At 65.1% G+C, this 17,551-nt stretch carries 15 protein-coding genes and 1 pseudogene; 11 read left to right on the forward strand and 5 right to left on the reverse strand.

The window, feature by feature from the left end; genetic code table 11:
- Positions 1–388 (reverse strand): annotated as a pseudogene (locus tag HMPREF2914_RS28825) (glutamine synthetase); the annotation flags it as partial.
- 278 nt (positions 389–666) lie between these two features.
- Between HMPREF2914_RS28825 and HMPREF2914_RS28830 the strand changes: the two are divergent.
- The 8 genes from HMPREF2914_RS28830 (at position 667) to HMPREF2914_RS28865 (ending at position 10,058) form a co-directional block, all read left to right on the forward strand.
- Positions 667–1,419, forward strand: a complete 753-nt coding sequence (locus tag HMPREF2914_RS28830) for a gamma-glutamyl-gamma-aminobutyrate hydrolase family protein (protein ID WP_003084285.1) — start codon at positions 667–669, stop codon at positions 1,417–1,419.
- A gap of 40 nt (positions 1,420–1,459) precedes the next feature.
- Positions 1,460–2,818 (forward strand): glutamine synthetase family protein, encoded by a 1,359-nt coding sequence (locus HMPREF2914_RS28835; protein ID WP_003084290.1) that lies wholly within the window; start codon positions 1,460–1,462, stop codon positions 2,816–2,818.
- A gap of 65 nt (positions 2,819–2,883) precedes the next feature.
- Complete coding sequence (gene spuC / locus HMPREF2914_RS28840) at positions 2,884–4,254, forward strand: putrescine--pyruvate aminotransferase (protein WP_003084297.1); 1,371 nt, start codon at positions 2,884–2,886, stop codon at positions 4,252–4,254.
- Between the two features lie 115 nt (positions 4,255–4,369).
- The gene (spuD, locus tag HMPREF2914_RS28845; RefSeq protein WP_003084299.1) at positions 4,370–5,473 is read left to right on the forward strand and encodes a putrescine-binding protein SpuD; all 1,104 of its coding nucleotides are present in this window, start codon (positions 4,370–4,372) and stop codon (positions 5,471–5,473) included.
- Between the two features lie 418 nt (positions 5,474–5,891).
- Positions 5,892–6,989 (forward strand): spermidine-binding protein SpuE, encoded by a 1,098-nt coding sequence (gene spuE, locus HMPREF2914_RS28850; protein ID WP_003084301.1) that lies wholly within the window; start codon positions 5,892–5,894, stop codon positions 6,987–6,989.
- A gap of 54 nt (positions 6,990–7,043) precedes the next feature.
- A complete protein-coding gene (gene potA / locus HMPREF2914_RS28855) occupies positions 7,044–8,198 on the forward strand; it encodes a polyamine ABC transporter ATP-binding protein (protein WP_003084303.1) in 1,155 nt (384 codons plus the stop codon).
- 26 nt (positions 8,199–8,224) lie between these two features.
- Positions 8,225–9,106 carry an ABC transporter permease subunit gene (locus HMPREF2914_RS28860; RefSeq protein ID WP_003121722.1) on the forward strand — a complete coding sequence of 294 codons (882 nt, stop codon included), beginning with the start codon at positions 8,225–8,227 and terminating at the stop codon, positions 9,104–9,106.
- A gap of 82 nt (positions 9,107–9,188) precedes the next feature.
- Positions 9,189–10,058 (forward strand): ABC transporter permease subunit, encoded by an 870-nt coding sequence (locus HMPREF2914_RS28865; protein WP_003084307.1) that lies wholly within the window; start codon positions 9,189–9,191, stop codon positions 10,056–10,058.
- Positions 10,059–10,255: 197 nt separating this feature from the next.
- Here HMPREF2914_RS28865 and hacB read toward each other — a convergent pair whose 3' ends face one another.
- Positions 10,256–12,643 carry an N-acylhomoserine lactone acylase HacB gene (gene hacB, locus HMPREF2914_RS28870; protein WP_003084308.1) on the reverse strand — a complete coding sequence of 796 codons (2,388 nt, stop codon included), beginning with the start codon at positions 12,641–12,643 and terminating at the stop codon, positions 10,256–10,258.
- A gap of 110 nt (positions 12,644–12,753) precedes the next feature.
- On the opposite strand from hacB, the gene HMPREF2914_RS28875 reads away from it, so the two are divergent.
- Positions 12,754–13,806 (forward strand): AraC family transcriptional regulator, encoded by a 1,053-nt coding sequence (locus HMPREF2914_RS28875; protein WP_003110711.1) that lies wholly within the window; start codon positions 12,754–12,756, stop codon positions 13,804–13,806.
- On the opposite strand, the gene HMPREF2914_RS28880 is transcribed toward HMPREF2914_RS28875, so the two are convergent.
- Positions 13,785–14,288 (reverse strand): transcriptional regulator, encoded by a 504-nt coding sequence (locus HMPREF2914_RS28880; protein WP_003110710.1) that lies wholly within the window; start codon positions 14,286–14,288, stop codon positions 13,785–13,787. The genes HMPREF2914_RS28875 and HMPREF2914_RS28880 overlap by 22 nt on opposite strands.
- Before the next feature lie 104 nt (positions 14,289–14,392).
- Positions 14,393–15,004 (reverse strand): DUF6436 domain-containing protein, encoded by a 612-nt coding sequence (locus HMPREF2914_RS28885; protein WP_023108702.1) that lies wholly within the window; start codon positions 15,002–15,004, stop codon positions 14,393–14,395.
- A gap of 76 nt (positions 15,005–15,080) precedes the next feature.
- On the opposite strand from HMPREF2914_RS28885, the gene HMPREF2914_RS28890 reads away from it, so the two are divergent.
- Positions 15,081–16,022 (forward strand): phospholipase BipL, encoded by a 942-nt coding sequence (locus HMPREF2914_RS28890; protein ID WP_003110708.1) that lies wholly within the window; start codon positions 15,081–15,083, stop codon positions 16,020–16,022.
- A 19-nt stretch (positions 16,023–16,041) separates the two neighbouring features.
- Here HMPREF2914_RS28890 and HMPREF2914_RS28895 read toward each other — a convergent pair whose 3' ends face one another.
- Positions 16,042–16,794: a hypothetical protein gene (locus tag HMPREF2914_RS28895; RefSeq protein WP_003110707.1), complete on the reverse strand. Its 753-nt coding sequence runs from the start codon at positions 16,792–16,794 to the stop codon at positions 16,042–16,044.
- A 48-nt stretch (positions 16,795–16,842) separates the two neighbouring features.
- Here HMPREF2914_RS28895 and HMPREF2914_RS28900 point away from each other — a divergent pair, with 48 nt between their 5' ends.
- Positions 16,843–17,541 (forward strand): 2OG-Fe(II) oxygenase, encoded by a 699-nt coding sequence (locus HMPREF2914_RS28900; protein WP_023443543.1) that lies wholly within the window; start codon positions 16,843–16,845, stop codon positions 17,539–17,541.
- Positions 17,542–17,551: the final 10 nt, after the last annotated feature.

The raw sequence follows: 17,551 nt of genomic DNA on the forward strand, positions 1-17,551 counted from the left end.
CCTGGCGCAGGACTTCGCGGGGGTCGGCGAAGAACGGCTCGCCTTCCAGTTCGTGCATGGTCATCAGCAGTTGCGCGGTCGGGCGCTTCTGCCAGGGTTCCATGGAGAGGGTGCCGGGGATCGGGTAGCAGATCCGGTCGGCGTCGCCGATGTCGAGACCCAGGCCGGTACTCTCTACGGTGGAGCCGGTGATATCGAGGGCGAACAGGGAAGCGGGGAGATTGATACCTTTTTCGAAGACTTTGTTCAGACTGTTGCGTTCGATCCGCTTGCCGCGAACCACGCCATTCATGTCTGCAATAAGGAGGTCGACGAACTGGACCTCGGGATGTTCCTTGAGGAACTCGCTCGGTTCAGTGAGCTGAACGGCACGCTGGGGTACCGACATGATGCAACACCTTTTTTGTTAAAAATTTCAATCATGCGGGGGGTAGGCTATGAGTCAATCCGAAAGCCTGTGGGATGTCAATAGCCGCCAAAAACGCCCTCTTGTGGGGCGTTGAGGCCGTTTTCAGGGCATTTTCGCCGGACGAAAAGCCGAAAAAAACCTCGCGTCGAAGGGTGTTCAGGAGTGCGTGTTCAATTTTTTACAGGCCTATTGTGTAAAAAAATGAACAACGCTAAGCTCGGCCAAACCCCATAACATCTACAAACAACGGGTGTCTCATGTCTCGCCTGCCGTTAATCGGCGTCACCGCCTGCACCAAGCAGATCGGTCTTCATCCCTACCACATTGCCGGCGACAAATATCTGCGTGCCGTCGTCAACGGCGCTGGCGGTCTCCCGCTGATCATTCCTGCGCTGGGCGAGTCGATCGACCAGGCAGCCCTGCTGGACAGCGTCGACGGCTTGCTCTTCACTGGCTCGCCGTCGAACGTCGAGCCCCGTCATTATAGTGGACCGGCGAGCGAGCCCGGCACCCTCCACGACTCCGACCGCGACGCCACCACGCTGCCGCTGGTCCGCGCCGCCATCGACGCCGGCATTCCGGTCCTCGGCATCTGCCGCGGTTTCCAGGAAATGAACGTGGCTTTCGGCGGCAGCCTGCACCAGAAGGTGCACGAGGTCGGAACCTTCATGGACCACCGCGAGCCGGCCGACCAGCCGCTCGAGGTTCAGTACGCGCCGCGCCATGCCATGCATGTGCAGCCGGGCGGAGTGCTCGCCGGTATCGGCTTGCCGAGCGAGTTCCAGGTCAATTCCATCCATGGCCAGGGCGTTGATCGTCTGGCGCCGGGCCTTCGAGTAGAAGCACTGGCGCCTGACGGGTTGGTCGAAGCCATCTCCGTAGAAGGTGCAAAAGCCTTCGCTCTTGGTGTGCAATGGCACCCGGAGTGGCAGGTTCTGACGAACCCCAACTATCTCGCTATCTTCCAGGCTTTCGGTAAGGCCTGCGGCAAGAGGGCGGGGCAACGTTGAGTCCGGCTGTTGGGGCCGGACTCTCAACCCTGAGGTCTTTATGACTACCAAGTTAGACCAGCTGACCAGCTGGCTGAAGGAACGCAAGATCACCGAAGTGGAATGCCTGATTTCCGATCTGACAGGCATCGCCCGCGGCAAGATCTCGCCGACCAACAAATTCATCGCGGAAAAGGGCATGCGCCTGCCGGAGAGCGTTCTGCTGCAGACCGTCACCGGCGACTACGTGGAAGACGACATTTACTACGACCTGCTCGACCCGGCCGACATCGATATGGTCTGCCGCCCGGACGAGAATGCCGTGTTCCTCGTCCCCTGGGCCATCGAGCCCACCGCGATGGTGATCCACGACACCTTCGACAAGCTCGGCAATCCCATCGAGCTGTCGCCGCGCAACATCCTCAAGCGCGTGTTGAAGATGTATGCCGACAAGGGCTGGCGGCCGATCGTGGCGCCAGAGATGGAGTTCTACCTGACCAAGCGCAGCGACGACCCCGACTATCCGTTGCAGGCCCCGGTGGGCCGCTCCGGACGCCAGGAAACCGGGCGTCAGTCGTTCTCCATCGACGCCGCCAACGAGTTCGACCCGCTGTTCGAGGACATGTACGACTGGTGCGAGGCCCAGGGCCTTGACCTGGATACGCTGATCCACGAGGAAGGCACCGCGCAGATGGAGATCAACTTCCGTCATGGCGACGCCCTCGACCTGGCCGACCAGATCCTGGTGTTCAAGCGCACCATGCGCGAGGCCGCGCTCAAGCACAACGTCGCCGCGACCTTCATGGCCAAGCCGATGACCGGCGAGCCGGGCAGCGCGATGCACCTGCACCAGAGCATCGTCGACGTGAAGACCGGCAAGAACATCTTCTCCAATGCCGACGGCACCATGAGCGAGCTGTTCCTGCACCATATCGGCGGCCTGCAGAAGTTCATCCCGGAAGTGCTGCCGCTGTTCGCGCCCAACGTGAACTCGTTCCGCCGCTTCCTGCCCGATACCTCGGCGCCGGTGAACGTCGAGTGGGGCGAAGAGAACCGTACCGTCGGCCTGCGCGTGCCGGACTCCAGCCCGGAGAACCGCCGGGTCGAGAACCGTCTCGCCGGCGCCGACGCCAACCCTTACCTGGCGCTGGCTGCCAGCCTGCTGTGCGGCTACATCGGCATGGTCGAAGGCATCAAGCCGAGCGCCCAGGTCAAAGGTCGCGGCTATGAACGCCGCAACCTGCGCCTGCCGCTGACGATCGAAGCGGCGCTGGAGCGCATGGAGAACTGCAAGCCCCTCGAGCAGTATCTCGGCAGCAAGTTCATCAGCGGCTACGTCGCGGTGAAGCGTGCGGAGCACGAGAATTTCAAGCGGGTAATCAGCTCCTGGGAGCGGGAATTCCTCCTGCTTTCCGTTTGATCCTGACCGGGGGCGGCCGGCGTGGTCCGCCGCTCCCGGACAGTCTTGAATAGAAGAGGTGTGACATGAACAGCCAAATCACCAACGCCAAGACCCGTGAGTGGCAGGCGTTGAGCCGCGACCACCATCTGCCGCCGTTCACCGACTACAAGCAGTTGAACGAGAAGGGCGCGCGGATCATCACCAAGGCCGAAGGCGTCTATATCTGGGACAGCGAGGGCAACAAGATCCTCGATGCGATGGCCGGCCTCTGGTGCGTCAACGTCGGCTACGGCCGCGAGGAGCTGGTCCAGGCCGCCACCCGGCAGATGCGCGAGTTGCCGTTCTACAACCTGTTCTTCCAGACCGCCCACCCGCCGGTGGTCGAGCTGGCCAAGGCGATCGCCGACGTCGCTCCGGAAGGCATGAACCACGTGTTCTTCACCGGCTCCGGCTCCGAGGCCAACGACACCGTGCTGCGTATGGTCCGCCACTATTGGGCGACCAAGGGCCAGCCGCAGAAGAAAGTGGTGATCGGCCGCTGGAACGGCTACCACGGCTCCACCGTCGCCGGCGTCAGCCTGGGCGGCATGAAGGCGTTGCATGAGCAGGGTGATTTCCCCATCCCGGGCATCGTCCACATCGCCCAGCCCTACTGGTACGGCGAGGGCGGCGACATGTCGCCGGACGAGTTCGGCGTCTGGGCCGCCGAGCAGTTGGAGAAGAAGATTCTCGAAGTGGGCGAGGAAAACGTCGCCGCCTTCATCGCCGAGCCGATCCAGGGCGCCGGCGGCGTGATCGTCCCGCCGGACACCTACTGGCCGAAGATCCGCGAGATCCTCGCCAAGTACGACATCCTGTTCATCGCCGACGAAGTGATCTGCGGCTTCGGCCGTACCGGCGAGTGGTTCGGCAGCCAGTACTACGGCAACGCCCCGGACCTGATGCCGATCGCCAAGGGCCTCACCTCCGGCTACATCCCCATGGGCGGGGTGGTGGTGCGCGACGAGATCGTCGAAGTGCTCAACCAGGGCGGCGAGTTCTACCACGGCTTCACCTATTCCGGTCACCCGGTGGCGGCCGCCGTGGCCCTGGAGAACATCCGCATCCTGCGCGAAGAGAAGATCATCGAGAAGGTGAAGGCGGAAACGGCACCGTATTTGCAGAAACGCTGGCAGGAGCTGGCCGACCACCCGTTGGTGGGCGAAGCGCGCGGGGTCGGCATGGTCGCCGCCCTGGAGCTGGTCAAGAACAAGAAGACCCGCGAGCGTTTCACCGACAAGGGCGTCGGGATGCTGTGCCGGGAACATTGTTTCCGCAACGGTTTGATCATGCGCGCGGTGGGCGACACTATGATTATCTCGCCGCCGCTGGTGATCGATCCGTCGCAGATCGATGAGTTGATCACCCTGGCGCGCAAGTGCCTCGATCAGACCGCCGCCGCCGTCCTGGCTTGAGTCCCTGAGCGGACTTTTGCCAGACTGCGCCAGTGCGTTGGCCAGGCTCACCGGGTGGTGACGCGATCGGTTGCGCCACCGCCCGGATACTTCAACAAAAATGGAGCTACCCCGCATGATGAAACGTTTCGGTAAGACCCTGCTCGCCCTGACCTTGGCGGGCTCTGTGGCCGGTATGGCGCAGGCTGCGGACAACAAGGTACTGCACGTCTACAACTGGTCCGACTACATCGCTCCGGACACCCTGGAGAAGTTCACCAAGGAAACCGGGATCAAGGTCGTCTACGACGTCTACGACAGCAACGAAGTGCTGGAAGCCAAGTTGCTGGCGGGCAAGTCCGGGTACGACGTGGTGGTGCCGTCCAACTCCTTCCTCGCCAAGCAGATCAAGGCCGGGGTCTACCAGAAGCTCGACAAGTCCAAGCTGCCGAACTGGAAGAACCTGAACAAGGACCTGATGCACACCCTGGAAGTCAGCGACCCGGGCAACGAGCATGCGATTCCCTACATGTGGGGCACCATCGGCATCGGCTACAACCCGGACAAGGTCAAGGCGGCCTTCGGCGACAATGCGCCGGTGGATTCCTGGGACCTGGTATTCAAGCCGGAGAACATCCAGAAGCTGAAGCAGTGCGGCGTCAGCTTCCTCGACTCGCCGACCGAGATTCTCCCGGCGGCCCTGCACTATCTCGGCTACAAGCCGGACACCGACAATCCCAAGGAACTCAAGGCGGCCGAAGAGCTGTTCCTGAAGATCCGTCCCTACGTCACCTACTTCCACTCGTCGAAGTACATTTCCGACCTGGCCAACGGCAACATCTGCGTCGCCATCGGCTACTCCGGCGACATCTACCAGGCCAAGTCCCGCGCCGAAGAGGCGAAGAACAAGGTCACCGTCAAGTACAACATTCCCAAGGAAGGAGCCGGCAGCTTCTTCGACATGGTCGCCATTCCGAAGGACGCCGAGAACACCGAGGGCGCCCTGGCCTTCGTCAACTTCCTGATGAAGCCGGAAATCATGGCCGAGATCACCGACGTGGTTCAGTTCCCCAACGGCAACGCGGCGGCCACCCCGCTGGTGTCCGAGGCGATCCGCAACGACCCGGGCATCTACCCGAGCGAAGAGGTCATGAAGAAGCTGTATACCTTCCCCGACCTGCCGGCCAAGACCCAGCGGGCGATGACCCGCAGCTGGACCAAGATCAAGTCCGGCAAGTGATCCGCGAGGAGCCCGGCGGCGCCTGAAGCCGCCGGCGCTCCGGCACGAGAGAACCGGAACGCGGCCGGGTTTCCTCCGGCCACGCTCCCCTGCGAAGAGGTTCGACTCTTTTGCCCGTTCGTCCAGACGCTTCCTCCTGGGGGCCCGACGACCGGACGCAGTATCGACGACGAAGACGCTGCCATGGGCGCTGCGCCAATCTGCCGCGCCGGGGCCGGTCGTGTCGCTCGCACCGGGGCCGAGGGCCCGGAAAACCTGAAACCAACACGCCGGTAGGGAACCCAGCTCACTCATGTTTCCCGGCGGAATCGTCGGGTTGTCATGAAACCCGAGTGATCTGGGCTTACATCGGCACTTGAAGAACACGGGTCGAACAGGCAGGGTGCTGCCGTGAAAAGGCCCGGAACAGGAGTCGGACATGCAACATTCCATTGGCAAGACACTGCTGGTAGCCGCTCTGGCTACGGCGATCGCGGGCCCCGTGCAGGCGGAGAAGAAGAGCCTGCACATCTATAACTGGACCGATTACATCGCTCCCACCACCCTCAAGGACTTCACCAAGGAGAGCGGGATCGACGTCAGCTACGACGTCTTCGACTCCAACGAGACCCTCGAGGGCAAGCTGGTCTCCGGCCACTCCGGTTACGACATCGTGGTGCCGTCGAACAACTTCCTCGGCAAGCAGATCCAGGCCGGTGCCTTCCAGAAGCTGGACAAGAGCAAGCTGCCGAACTGGAAGAACCTCGATCCGGCGCTGCTCAAGCAGCTGGAGGTCAGCGACCCGGGCAACCAGTACGCGGTTCCCTACCTGTGGGGCACCAACGGCATCGGTTACAACGTGGCCAAGGTCAAGGAAGTCCTCGGTGACCAGCCGATCGACTCCTGGGCCATCCTCTTCGAGCCGGAGAACATGAAGAAGCTCGCCAAGTGCGGCGTAGCCTTCATGGACAGCGGCGACGAGATGCTGCCCGCCGCCCTCAACTACCTGGGGCTGGACCCCAACACCCACGACCCGAAGGACTACAAGAAGGCCGAGGAAGTCCTGACCAAGGTTCGCCCCTACGTCAGCTACTTCCACTCCTCCAAGTACATCTCCGACCTGGCCAACGGCAACATCTGCGTCGCCTTCGGCTATTCCGGGGACGTCTTCCAGGCCGCTGCCCGCGCCGAAGAGGCCGGCAAGGGCATCGACATCCAGTACGTGATTCCCAAGGAAGGCGCCAACCTGTGGTTCGACCTGATGGCGATTCCCGCCGATGCCAAGGCCGCCGATAACGCCTACGCGTTCATCGACTACCTGCTGCGTCCGGAGGTGATCGCCAAGGTCAGCGACTACGTCGGCTACGCCAACGCGATACCGGGGGCCCGCCCGCTGATGGACAAGAGCGTCAGCGACAGCGAGGAGGTGTATCCGCCGCAGGCCGTGCTCGACAAGCTCTACGTTTCCGCCGTGTTGCCGGCCAAGGTGCTGCGCCTGCAGACCCGTACCTGGACCCGGATCAAGACCGGCAAATAAGTTCAAATTCCGCCCGGTAGCGTGACCGGGCTCAACGACTTGGGAGTTGTGGTAATGGCGATAGCCTCCGGTGCCTACAAGAAAGCCCTAGAGGGCAACCAGCAGCCGAAAGAGGTGCTGGTAAAGATCGACCGGGTAACCAAGCAGTTCGACGAGACGCTGGCGGTGGACACCGTGTCCCTGACCATCAACAAGGGCGAGATCTTCGCCCTGCTCGGCGGCTCCGGCTCGGGTAAATCCACCCTGTTGCGCATGCTCGCCGGTTTCGAGCGGCCCACCGAGGGGCGGATCTTCCTCGATGGCCAGGACATCACCGACCTGCCGCCCTACGAGCGGCCGATCAACATGATGTTCCAGTCCTATGCGCTGTTCCCGCACATGAGCGTGGCGCAGAACATCGCCTTCGGCCTCAAGCAGGACGGCCTGCCCAAGGCCGAGATCGACGAGCGCGTGGCCGAGATGCTCAAGCTGGTGCACATGACCCAGTACGCCAAGCGCAAGCCGCACCAGCTCTCCGGCGGCCAGCGCCAGCGGGTGGCCCTGGCTCGTTCGCTGGCCAAGCGGCCGAAGCTGCTGCTGCTCGACGAGCCGATGGGCGCGCTGGACAAGAAGCTGCGCTCGCAGATGCAACTGGAACTGGTGGAGATCATCGAGCGCGTCGGCGTGACCTGCGTGATGGTGACCCACGACCAGGAAGAGGCCATGACCATGGCCCAGCGCATCGCCATCATGCACCTGGGCTGCATCGAGCAGATCGGCAGCCCGATGGACATCTACGAGACCCCGGCGAGCCGCCTGGTCTGCGAGTTCATCGGCAACGTCAACCTGTTCGACGGCGTGCTGGTGGAGGACGTGCAGGACCATGCGGTGATCGCCTGCCCGCAGCTGGAGAACCCGATCTACATCGGCCACGGCATCAGCACCCGCGCCGAGGACAAGCGCATCACCTACGCGCTGCGGCCGGAGAAAGTGATGATCAGCGCGCAGAAGCCGGACAACCTGGAACACGCCGGGCACAACTGGGCCCAGGGCACCGTCTACGACATCGCCTACCTTGGCGGCCACTCGGTGTACTACATCAAGCTGGCCTCCGGGATGATCGTCCAGGCCTTCATGGCCAACGCCGAGCGCCACGTCGCCCGGCCGACCTGGGACCAGTCGGTGTACATCAGCTGGTACGACGACAGCGGCGTGGTACTGCAGTCATGAAATTCGCCAACAGCCTGAAAAAGCGCATGCCCACCGGGCGGCATGCGGTCATCGGGGTGCCGTTCCTGTGGCTCTTCCTGTTCTTCCTGCTGCCCTTCGCCATCGTGCTGAAGATCAGCCTGGCGGAAGCGGACGTGGCCATCCCGCCCTACACCGAGATCTTCGCCTACGCGGACCAGCAGTTGCAGGTGCTCCTCAACCTCGGCAACTACCTGATGCTGACCGATGACCCGCTCTACATCGATGCCTACCTCGGCTCGCTGAAGATGGCCTTCATCAGTACCCTGATCTGCCTGCTGGTGGGCTACCCGATGGCCTACGCCATCGCCCGCTCCAGCCAGTCCTCGCAGACCGTCCTGCTGCTGCTGATCATGATGCCGACCTGGACGGCGATCCTGATCCGGGTCTACGCTTGGATGGGCATCCTTTCCAACAACGGCCTGCTCAACAGCGTACTGATGGGGCTGGGGCTCATCAGCGAGCCGCTGACCATCCTCAACACCAACATCGCGGTGTACATCGGCATCGTCTATTCCTACCTGCCGTTCATGATCCTGCCGCTCTACGCCAACCTGGTGAAGCACGACCCGAGCCTGCTGGAGGCCGCTTCCGACCTGGGCGCGCGTAACTTCACCAGCTTCTGGAAGATCACCGTGCCGCTGTCGAAGAACGGCATCATCGCCGGCTGTATGCTGGTGTTCATCCCGGCGGTGGGCGAGTTCGTCATCCCGGAACTGCTCGGCGGCCCCGAGACCCTGATGATCGGCAAGGTGCTCTGGCAGGAGTTCTTCAACAACCGCGACTGGCCGGTGGCGTCCGCCCTGGCGGTGGTAATGCTGGCGATCCTGATCATCCCGATCATCCTGTTCAACAAGAACCAGGCCAAAGAACTGGAGGGCAAGGTATGAGCCAGCACAGCGTATCCCGCTCCGTATCCCGTTCAACAGGCTCTCCATCCAGAAGCGTGGCCAAAGAACTGGAGGGCAAGGTATGAAGCGCTGGAATTTCTCCAACGTCATGCTGATCGTCGGCCTGCTCTTCATCTACCTGCCGATGCTGATCCTGGTGATCTATTCGTTCAACGCCTCCAAGCTGGTGACGGTGTGGGGCGGCTGGTCGGTGAAGTGGTACGTCGGCCTGCTGGACAACACCCAACTGGTCAGTTCGGTCGGACGCTCCCTGGAGATCGCCTTCTATACGGCGTTCTCCTCGGTGCTCCTCGGCACCCTGGCGGCCTTCGTCCTCACCCGCATCCCGCGCTTCCGCGGTCGTACGCTGTTCGGCGGCATGGTCACCGCGCCGTTGGTGATGCCGGAAGTGATCACCGGTCTGTCGCTGCTGCTGTTGTTCGTGGCCATGGCGCAACTGATCGGCTGGCCGCAGGAACGGGGTATCGTGACCATCTGGATCGCCCACACCAGCTTCTGCTCGTCCTACGTGGCGGTGGTGGTGTCGGCGCGCCTGCGTGAACTCGACCTGTCGATCGAGGAAGCGGCGATGGACCTGGGCGCCAAGCCCTGGAAGGTGTTCCTGCTGATCACCATCCCGATGATCGCGCCCTCGCTGGCGGCGGGCGGCATGATGTCCTTCGCCCTGTCGCTGGACGACCTGGTACTGGCCAGCTTCGTCTCCGGACCCGGCTCGACCACCTTGCCGATGGAAGTGTTCTCGGCGGTACGCCTGGGCGTGAAGCCGGAGATCAACGCGGTGGCCAGCCTGATCCTGCTGAGCGTTTCGCTGTTCACCTTCTTCGCCTGGTACTTCACCCGCCAGGCCGAGGAGCGGCGTCGCCGGGCGATCCAGCAGGCGATGGAAGAGACCGCGACCGACTGGCAGAAAGGCTCGCCGACCCCGGCCTGAGCCCTCCGCCGAAAAGAAAAGGCCACCTGCGGGTGGCCTTTTTCATTGGCGCGTCGGTGGCGGGAAATGCCTGGCTACGCTCCGTAGGACGAATAACGCCCGAGGCGTTATCCGCCGATACCCTGTTGTATCCGGCGGACAACCACCATCCGGTTACTCGCCCTACGCCACGCCGGGCGGATGCTCCGCCGGCCGGCTCAGCGCTTCGGTTCCAGCACCAGCACGCCCTTGCTGTTCGCCTTCACCTCGTTTTCCTCGTAGTGCTGCGGCAGGTAGTGGCCCTCGATGTAGGCCTCGGCCTGGTCGTCGTAGTGGCCGTCGAAGGGCACGCCGCTCTGCCCGACCGGGTTGATGCCGAGGCTGTGGGTCGGGTCGGCGAAGTCCACCAGGCGCCGGGTCGATGGACCGTAGGTGACCGCCCAGGGGGCCGGGCCGATCTTCGCCGACAGATTGTTCGGTACCTCGTGGGTGCCGGGGGCGGCGAACGGACCGACGTTGAGAAGGCGCTTGAGCAGCGCCTGCTGGCCCAGGGCGTGCTCGTGGGTCAGGGTATGCGCCTTGCCCCACAGCCAGCCGGACGGGTCGTTGCCGAGGGTGCCGCGCAGATGCGCGAGGGAGGCGTTCCAGGCGGCCCTGACGATATCCGCGCGGGTTTCCCGGCGTTCTGTGCGGCGGTCGTCCCACCAGGGCGAGTCGGCGTCGCCAGCCAGCCGAGGCAGCGCGCTGTCGATGGCGCGGGTGGCGATCAGGCTGTCGAAGAAGGCATCGCCCAGTTCGTCGTGCAAGGCGCCCTCGGCAATCTGGAACAGCAACTGGTTGAACAGCGTGGCGGCGGTCGAGTCGACCGGGTAGTCGCCCTTCCAGGCCGCCAGTTGCTCGACCAGGCGCTTGCCTTCGGCGTCGTCGACCACCTCGCGCAGGACCGGCAGCAAGGGTGCGAGCAGGCGCGGCGCGTAGCCGGTGCGATTGCCGAGTTGCAGCGCGCGGCTGTTGTCCAGGTTCCATTTGGTGCCGCGGTCGGCCAGTTGGGTATCCAGCCACTGGCCGCGGTCCGCCAGGTTGTAGTAGCCGGGAATCGGCCGGCCATTGGCCGGGACCGGCTGGAAGTTGGCGGAGACGATGTAGCCGCGCGCCGGGTTTTCCTCCTGCGGGTTGTCGGCGAACGGATAGAAGCCGGACTTGTCCGCCTCGCCCTTGCTGCCGTCGAGGATGAAGCTCGGGTTCACTCCCTCCGGCCGCTTCGGCAGGGCCGCCGAGGCCCACCAGCCGATATCGCCGGCGGCATTGGCCCAGACCAGGTTGAGTCCTGGCGAATGGATCTTCGAGGCCGCCGCGCGGGCCTTGGCCAGGGTATCGGCGCGATTCAGCTGGTAGAAGGCGTCGAGCACCGGGTTCTCGGTCTCGAGGAAAGCCCACCACATGGCGATCGGGGTCTTGCCGGAGCTGGCGCCGAGCGCGTCGTTGACGATCGGACCGTGGGGCGAGCGGCGCAGGGTGAGCTTCACCGGCGCAGCGCCCTTGACCGCGATTTCCTGCTCCTCGCTCTGCAGGTCGACCCATTTGCCCTGGTACCAGACCTGGTTGGGGTTGTCCGGGTTGACCTTCTCGGCGATCAGGTCGAGGTCGTCGTTCTGGAACATCGTCAGGCTCCAGCCGAACGCACGGTTGTGGCCCAGCGAGGCGAAGGGGTTGAGCGCCTGGTGGTGGCCATAGAGTTCGAAACCGGGCGCGCTCAGCTGGGCCTCGTACCATACCGCCGGCGCGGCGAAGCGGATATGCGGGTCGCCGGCCAGCAGGGGCTTGCCGCTGGCGGTGCGGCTGCCGGCGACGACCCAGGCGTTGCTGCCCTCGAACTGCGGCAGGCCGGCGTCCTCCAGGGCCTGCTGGCTGAGACGGGCGAGGGCGCCAAGGTCCTTCCAGTCGCCGGCGCCCAGTGCGCCGGAGGGCGTCAGCACGCCCTGCGGATGCCAGTCGAGATCGAAGATGCGCAGGTAGTCGCTGCCCAGTTCGTCGCGGATGTAGGTCAGCACCGGCTCGGTGCGGAAGGCGGCGGCGAAGCTGTAGGCCATGTAGCCGGCGATGCTCAGGGTGTCTTCGGGGGTGAAGGGACGCCTGGGTATGCCCAGCAGGTCGAATTCGAGCGGCGCCGGGTTGTTTTCCTGGAACTGGTTGACCCCGTCCAGGTAGGCCTCCAGCACCTTCCAGGGCTGCGACTGCTTGTCCTGGCGGGCGCTGTATTCGGCGGCGTGGTCGCGGATGCGCAGGGTGCGGAACAGACGGTCGGTATCCACCAGCTTGGGTCCGAGCACTTCGGCCAGCTCGCCGCGCGCCAGGCGCCGCAGCATTTCCATCTGGAACAGGCGGTCCTGGGCGTGCACGTAGCCGAGGGCGCGGTAGAGGTCGGTCTGGTTCTGCGCGTACAGGTGCGGAACCCCGCGCTCGTCGTAGCGCACGTCGACCGGCGCCTGCAGGTGGGCCAGGGCGAGCGAGCCGTTGCGGAGCGGCTGCTTGGCATGGAGGTACCAGGCGCCGCCGGCAGCCGCGGCGGCGACCGCCACGGCGATCACGGTCAGGGTGCGTTTCATCGATCCTTTCTCCTTGTTGTAGTGCCGAGCATTCTGCGGATGCCGCCGGCCCGCGGCATTGACCGAATGCTCGGACCCTGGAAGTCTTTGGTCAATCGCGAGGAGCCGCCATGCAGGACGACCCGTCTACCAGCCCCCTGACCCATTCCGCCACGTTGCGGCGTCTGTTGTATGAAGCCCTGGACGCCCTCGGGCTCGACCCCACCCGCGTCTACCGCAGCGTCTACCGGCGTATCCCGCTGCCGCCGCCGACCCTGGGCGGCCGCCTGGTGCATGACAACGCCCCGTTGTTCTGGACCGAGCTGGCGGCGGTGACCGGCGATGCCGACATCGGCCTGCACCTGGGCGAGGCAATGAAGCCGCGCCTGCTCGATGTGGTCGGCTACCTGCTGCTGTCCGCGCGCGACCTGGAGGAGGCGCTGCGCAGCTTCGTGCGTTTCCAGCACATTCTCTCCGGCGGTTTCGCCGCGCGCCTCGAGGTCGAAGGGGAAACGGCAAGGCTGATCCTCGACATCAACTACCTGGGCTATGCCTCGCTGCGTCAGCAGATCGAATGCCTGATGCTGCTGTTCCTCAAGCTGCTGGCGCTGATCAGCGACGACGAGTTCGTCGCCGAGCGCATCGAGTTCCGCCACCGAGCCCCGCCACGGCTGGGCGAACACCGCCGGTTGTTCGGCAGGCTGCCGCTGTTCTCGCGGCCGCACGATGCCCTGGTGTTTTCCGCCGCCTTGCTGCGGCGTCCTTCGCGCAACGCCAATCCGGACATGCATGGCGTGCTGACCCGCCACGCGGAAGAACAGACCCGCGAACTCAGCGAGAACCGCTTGCTCAATCGCGTGCGCTACCTGATCGAGCTGCGCCTCGGGGAGGGCTATGGCTTGCGCCAGTGCGCGGCGGAGCTGGGCCTTGGCAGCGGTGCCTTGCAGCGTGCGCTGGCCGCTGGCGGAGCGAGTTTCCGGCAGGTTCGCGATGAGGTTCGCCGGCAGCGGGCGAGCGAGATGCTGTTGGCCGGTCGCGCCATCCGCGAGGTGGCCAAGGCTTGCGGGTTCGCCGAGCTGTCGCCGTTCTACCGGGCCTTTCGCCGCTGGCACGCCGCGCCCCCGGAGCAATACAGGGCGCGGCTGGCGAAGCGGGAAGAGGGTTACTCGACCAGCGGTACCTGACGGCCGATCTCCAGGGTGGCGATGGCGTCGAGCTGGATCTCGATCTGCAGGAAGCGCATGGCGCGCTTGGGCGAGACGTTCTTGGCGATGCGCTTGACGTACTTGTCGCGCAGTTCCAGACGGTCCTCCTGGAGGTCGTCGACACGCTCGATCAGCTTGCTCGCCTGGTCGTCGCTGACGTTGCCGCTGTTGTAGGCCTGGGCGTAGTCGAGCAGGAGCCTGAGGGTTTCCTTGCTGAGCTTGTCCGACTCGGTGCGGTAGGTGTTGTAGATTGGCCAGAACTTCTCGCCTTCCTGGTCGGTGAGGTTCATGTTGGCCTCGACGATGCGCTTGCGCTTGTAGTCGACGTCGGCCAGGTCGTTCTGGATCTGCGCCTGGTGCTCCTTCATCAGTTCCTTGCTGCTGGGCTGAGGGTCGTTCTGGGCGGCCATCAGCGGCAGGCTGACGAGGGCGAGCAGGGCGAGGGTGGGACGTAGGGACATGCAGCGACTCCTTGGTTCGGCAACGGCCCCTCGTGGGCCGACCCGGGCAGTGTAGCCGCTACGCCTTCCGGCGCCCCCTCCGGAAGGCCCGGTGTTGAGCCAGGTCAGCCTTTTTCCGGGGTCCAGGGGCAGTAGCAACCCACGGCGAGGGTATGGGTGGCATCCACCGGACGTCCCTGCAGCAGCGCTTCGAGGATCGGTTCGATGAAGCTGTTGCTGGAGGTGCATACCGCGCCCTCGCTATAGGGGCCGAAGTAGGCCAGGCGGCCGTCGCGGTTCCAGATCGCCACGGCCGGGCTGGCCGGCAACTGCTCGGAACCGGGCAGACCGGCGAGGGGGCGCAGGGCGGCCAGGTTGTCCGGCAGGCGGCCCTGGCTGCCAGGCTTCTGCAGGACATGGAACTCCACGCCCTTGCCGGCGAAGCGTTCGATCAGCTCGCCGAGGTGCTGCTGGTTGCCGACGTTGCAGGGGCAGGCCGGGTCCCAGAAATGCACCAGGCGGATCGGCCCCGGCCCGGCCAGCTCGGCCGGCAGGCGCAGGCTGTCGCCGGAGAACAGGGTGGTCTGCTCGCTGAACGGACGGATGTAGCGGATCTCGAACCACCAGTAGGCGGCGAGCAGGCCGCCGGCCCAGAGCAGGCCGACCAGGCTGACGAGGAGCGTCTTGCGGCGGGGAGTCATGGCATTCACACGGAAAACGGGTGCCAAGCTTGCCATGTGTTCGCGCGCAGCTGAATATCCCTGGGTTTCGCCCGTGGCCCGGCCACGAATCGATTGCAGCCCGGAACCGCCGATGTCAGAAGCCTTCAACCCCGATTACCTGCGCCAGCACCTGCGACCCTTGGCCGCGGCCGAGGCGGACGCCGCCGTCCTCGCCTACCAGGCCTACTACGGCCTGGACCTGCGCTCCCACCATCCGCGCCTGCAAGCGCGGCTCGGCAGCATGGCGGTCGATGGGCGCCGCCTGGCGGTGCAGGCCTGGCTGCTGCCGGAATCGCGCGGCAGCCTGTTGCTGATGCATGGCTATTACGACCACATGGGACTGTATCGGCACGTGGTCGACTGGGCGCTGGGCATGGGCTTCTCGGTGCTCGCCTGCGACCTGCCGGGGCATGGCCTGTCCGAAGGCGAGCGGGCCAGCATCCGCGACTTCGCCGAATACCAGGCGGTGTTCAAGGGCCTGCTGGGCCAGGCTGCCGAACTCGACCTGGCGGCGCCCTGGCACCTCTGCGGACAAAGCACTGGTGGGGCGATCCTGCTGGACTACCTGCTGCACGGCGGCGAACGTCCCGAGCTGGGCGAGACGATTCTCCTGGCGCCGCTGGTGCGCCCGCGCGCCTGGGGCTGGTCGAAGCTCAGCTACCGCCTGCTGAGCCCCTTCGTCGACTCGATCCCGCGGCGCTTCTCGGAGAACTCCAGCGATCCGCAGTTCCTCGACTTCCTCCGCGAGCACGATCCGTTGCAGCCACGCACCCTGCCGACCGCCTGGGTCGGCGCGCTGACCCGCTGGGTGCCGCGCATCGAGCGGGCGCCTCGGCGTGCCCTGAGCCCCCTGGTGGTGCAGGGCGAGTCCGACGAGACGGTGGACTGGCGCCATGGCCTGAAGGTGCTGCGGGAGAAGTTCGACGAGCCGCGGATACTGTTGCTGGAAGAGGCGCGCCATCACCTGGCGAACGAAAGCGAGGGGCTGCGGCGGCGCTATTTCGATTTCCTGAGCGACGCGCTGGGGGCCTGAGTTCCAGGCCCCGCGGCGATCAGTGGGCGACCGCCTGGTCCACCGCCAGGCCGGCTTTCAGCGCCGCCAGGGCCGCTTGGTAGTAGCTGCGGCCGGCCGGCGACTCGGCGAAGTTCACGTACTGGGTGAGTTCCGTGTCGGAGAGATCGCGGTAGACATACAGCAGGGTGTTCTCCAGGTCCGCGCCGATCTGCTGCACCAGGCGCTGGCGCTGGCCTTCCAGCAACTGGCCGGTCTGTCCGCCGCCAAGCAGGCCGGGGAGGCCCGGAAGCATTTGGCTGAGGCTGTCGGCGGCGACCCCGGCCAGGGCCAGGCTGACTTCCGCACCGGCCTCTCGGGCCGGAAGGACCTGGGCCAGGCGCTTGACCAGGGCCCGGCGTGGCTCGCTGGCGGTCTGCCGCGGCAGGCCGTTGCTGTGCTGGAGCAACTGGTCGCGGCGGGTGGCGAGCACCTCGGCGGCGACCACCTTGCGTCCCAGCGGCGACTCGAAGAAATTCAGCGGGCTGGCGCTGTCCGGCAGGTTCTCGCGCAGGCCGTTGAGGGCGCGCTGGTCGACTTCGGCCGGGGCGAAGCGGCGATTGCTGTTGTCCACCAGGGTCTGGTAGAGCGCGGGTGGCAGCTTGTCCTGGTAGCGCTTCTGCGCCGCGTCCAGGGCATCGCTGAAATGCGCGCGCTGGTCGGGCCAGCCAGCGGCCTGGTACAGGCGTTGATAAGGGTCGGCCAGGGCGGGCAGACCAACCAGCAGTAAAGCGAAGGCGAGCAAAGCGCGCATTGATACTCCTTTGGCGGCGAAAGCCTCGTCGTTCGGGTGGTGCCGTCCATGGGGCGCTATTGTCGACATGCGGCGGACCGCTTGTCGAGACACCGGGACGGCACGCTACAATGGACAATGCACATCAACGTCAATCATCCACTCCTGCATCGCATCGTCGATGAACTGGTCGACCAGGGCTGGTCGCACCAGAGCATCTTCATGCCTGAGCGTCTGACCACCAGATTGGCCGAAGAGTGCCGCACCCGTGCGGTCGCGGGCGACCTGACCCCGGCGGCGATCGGCCGCGGCGACGGCCAGGTGATCCGCGAAGGCATCCGCGGCGACCTCACGCAATGGCTGGAGCCCGGAGAATCCGAGGCCTGCGACGAATACCTGGGGGTGATGGACAACTTGCGCCAGGCTCTCAACGCCTCGCTGTTCCTCGGCCTCGAGGATTTCGAGTGCCACTTCGCGCTGTACCCGCCGGGCGCCTATTACCAGAAGCATGTCGATCGTTTCCGCGACGACGACGCACGCACCGTCTCCGCGGTTCTCTACCTCAACGATGCCTGGTTGCCCGAGCATGGCGGCGCGCTGCGCCTGCACCTGCCGCAGCGGCAGGTGGACATCCAGCCGACGGGCGGTAGCCTGGTGGTGTTCATGTCCGCCGGCACCGAGCACGAAGTCCTGCCCGCCAGCCGCGACCGGCTGTCGCTGACCGGCTGGTTCCGCCGGCGCAACGAATCCCTCCTGCAACTTTCCTGAACCCTCGGCG

The organism is Pseudomonas sp. HMSC067G02, assembly GCF_001813485.1.
GTDB lineage: Bacteria > Pseudomonadota > Gammaproteobacteria > Pseudomonadales > Pseudomonadaceae > Pseudomonas > Pseudomonas aeruginosa.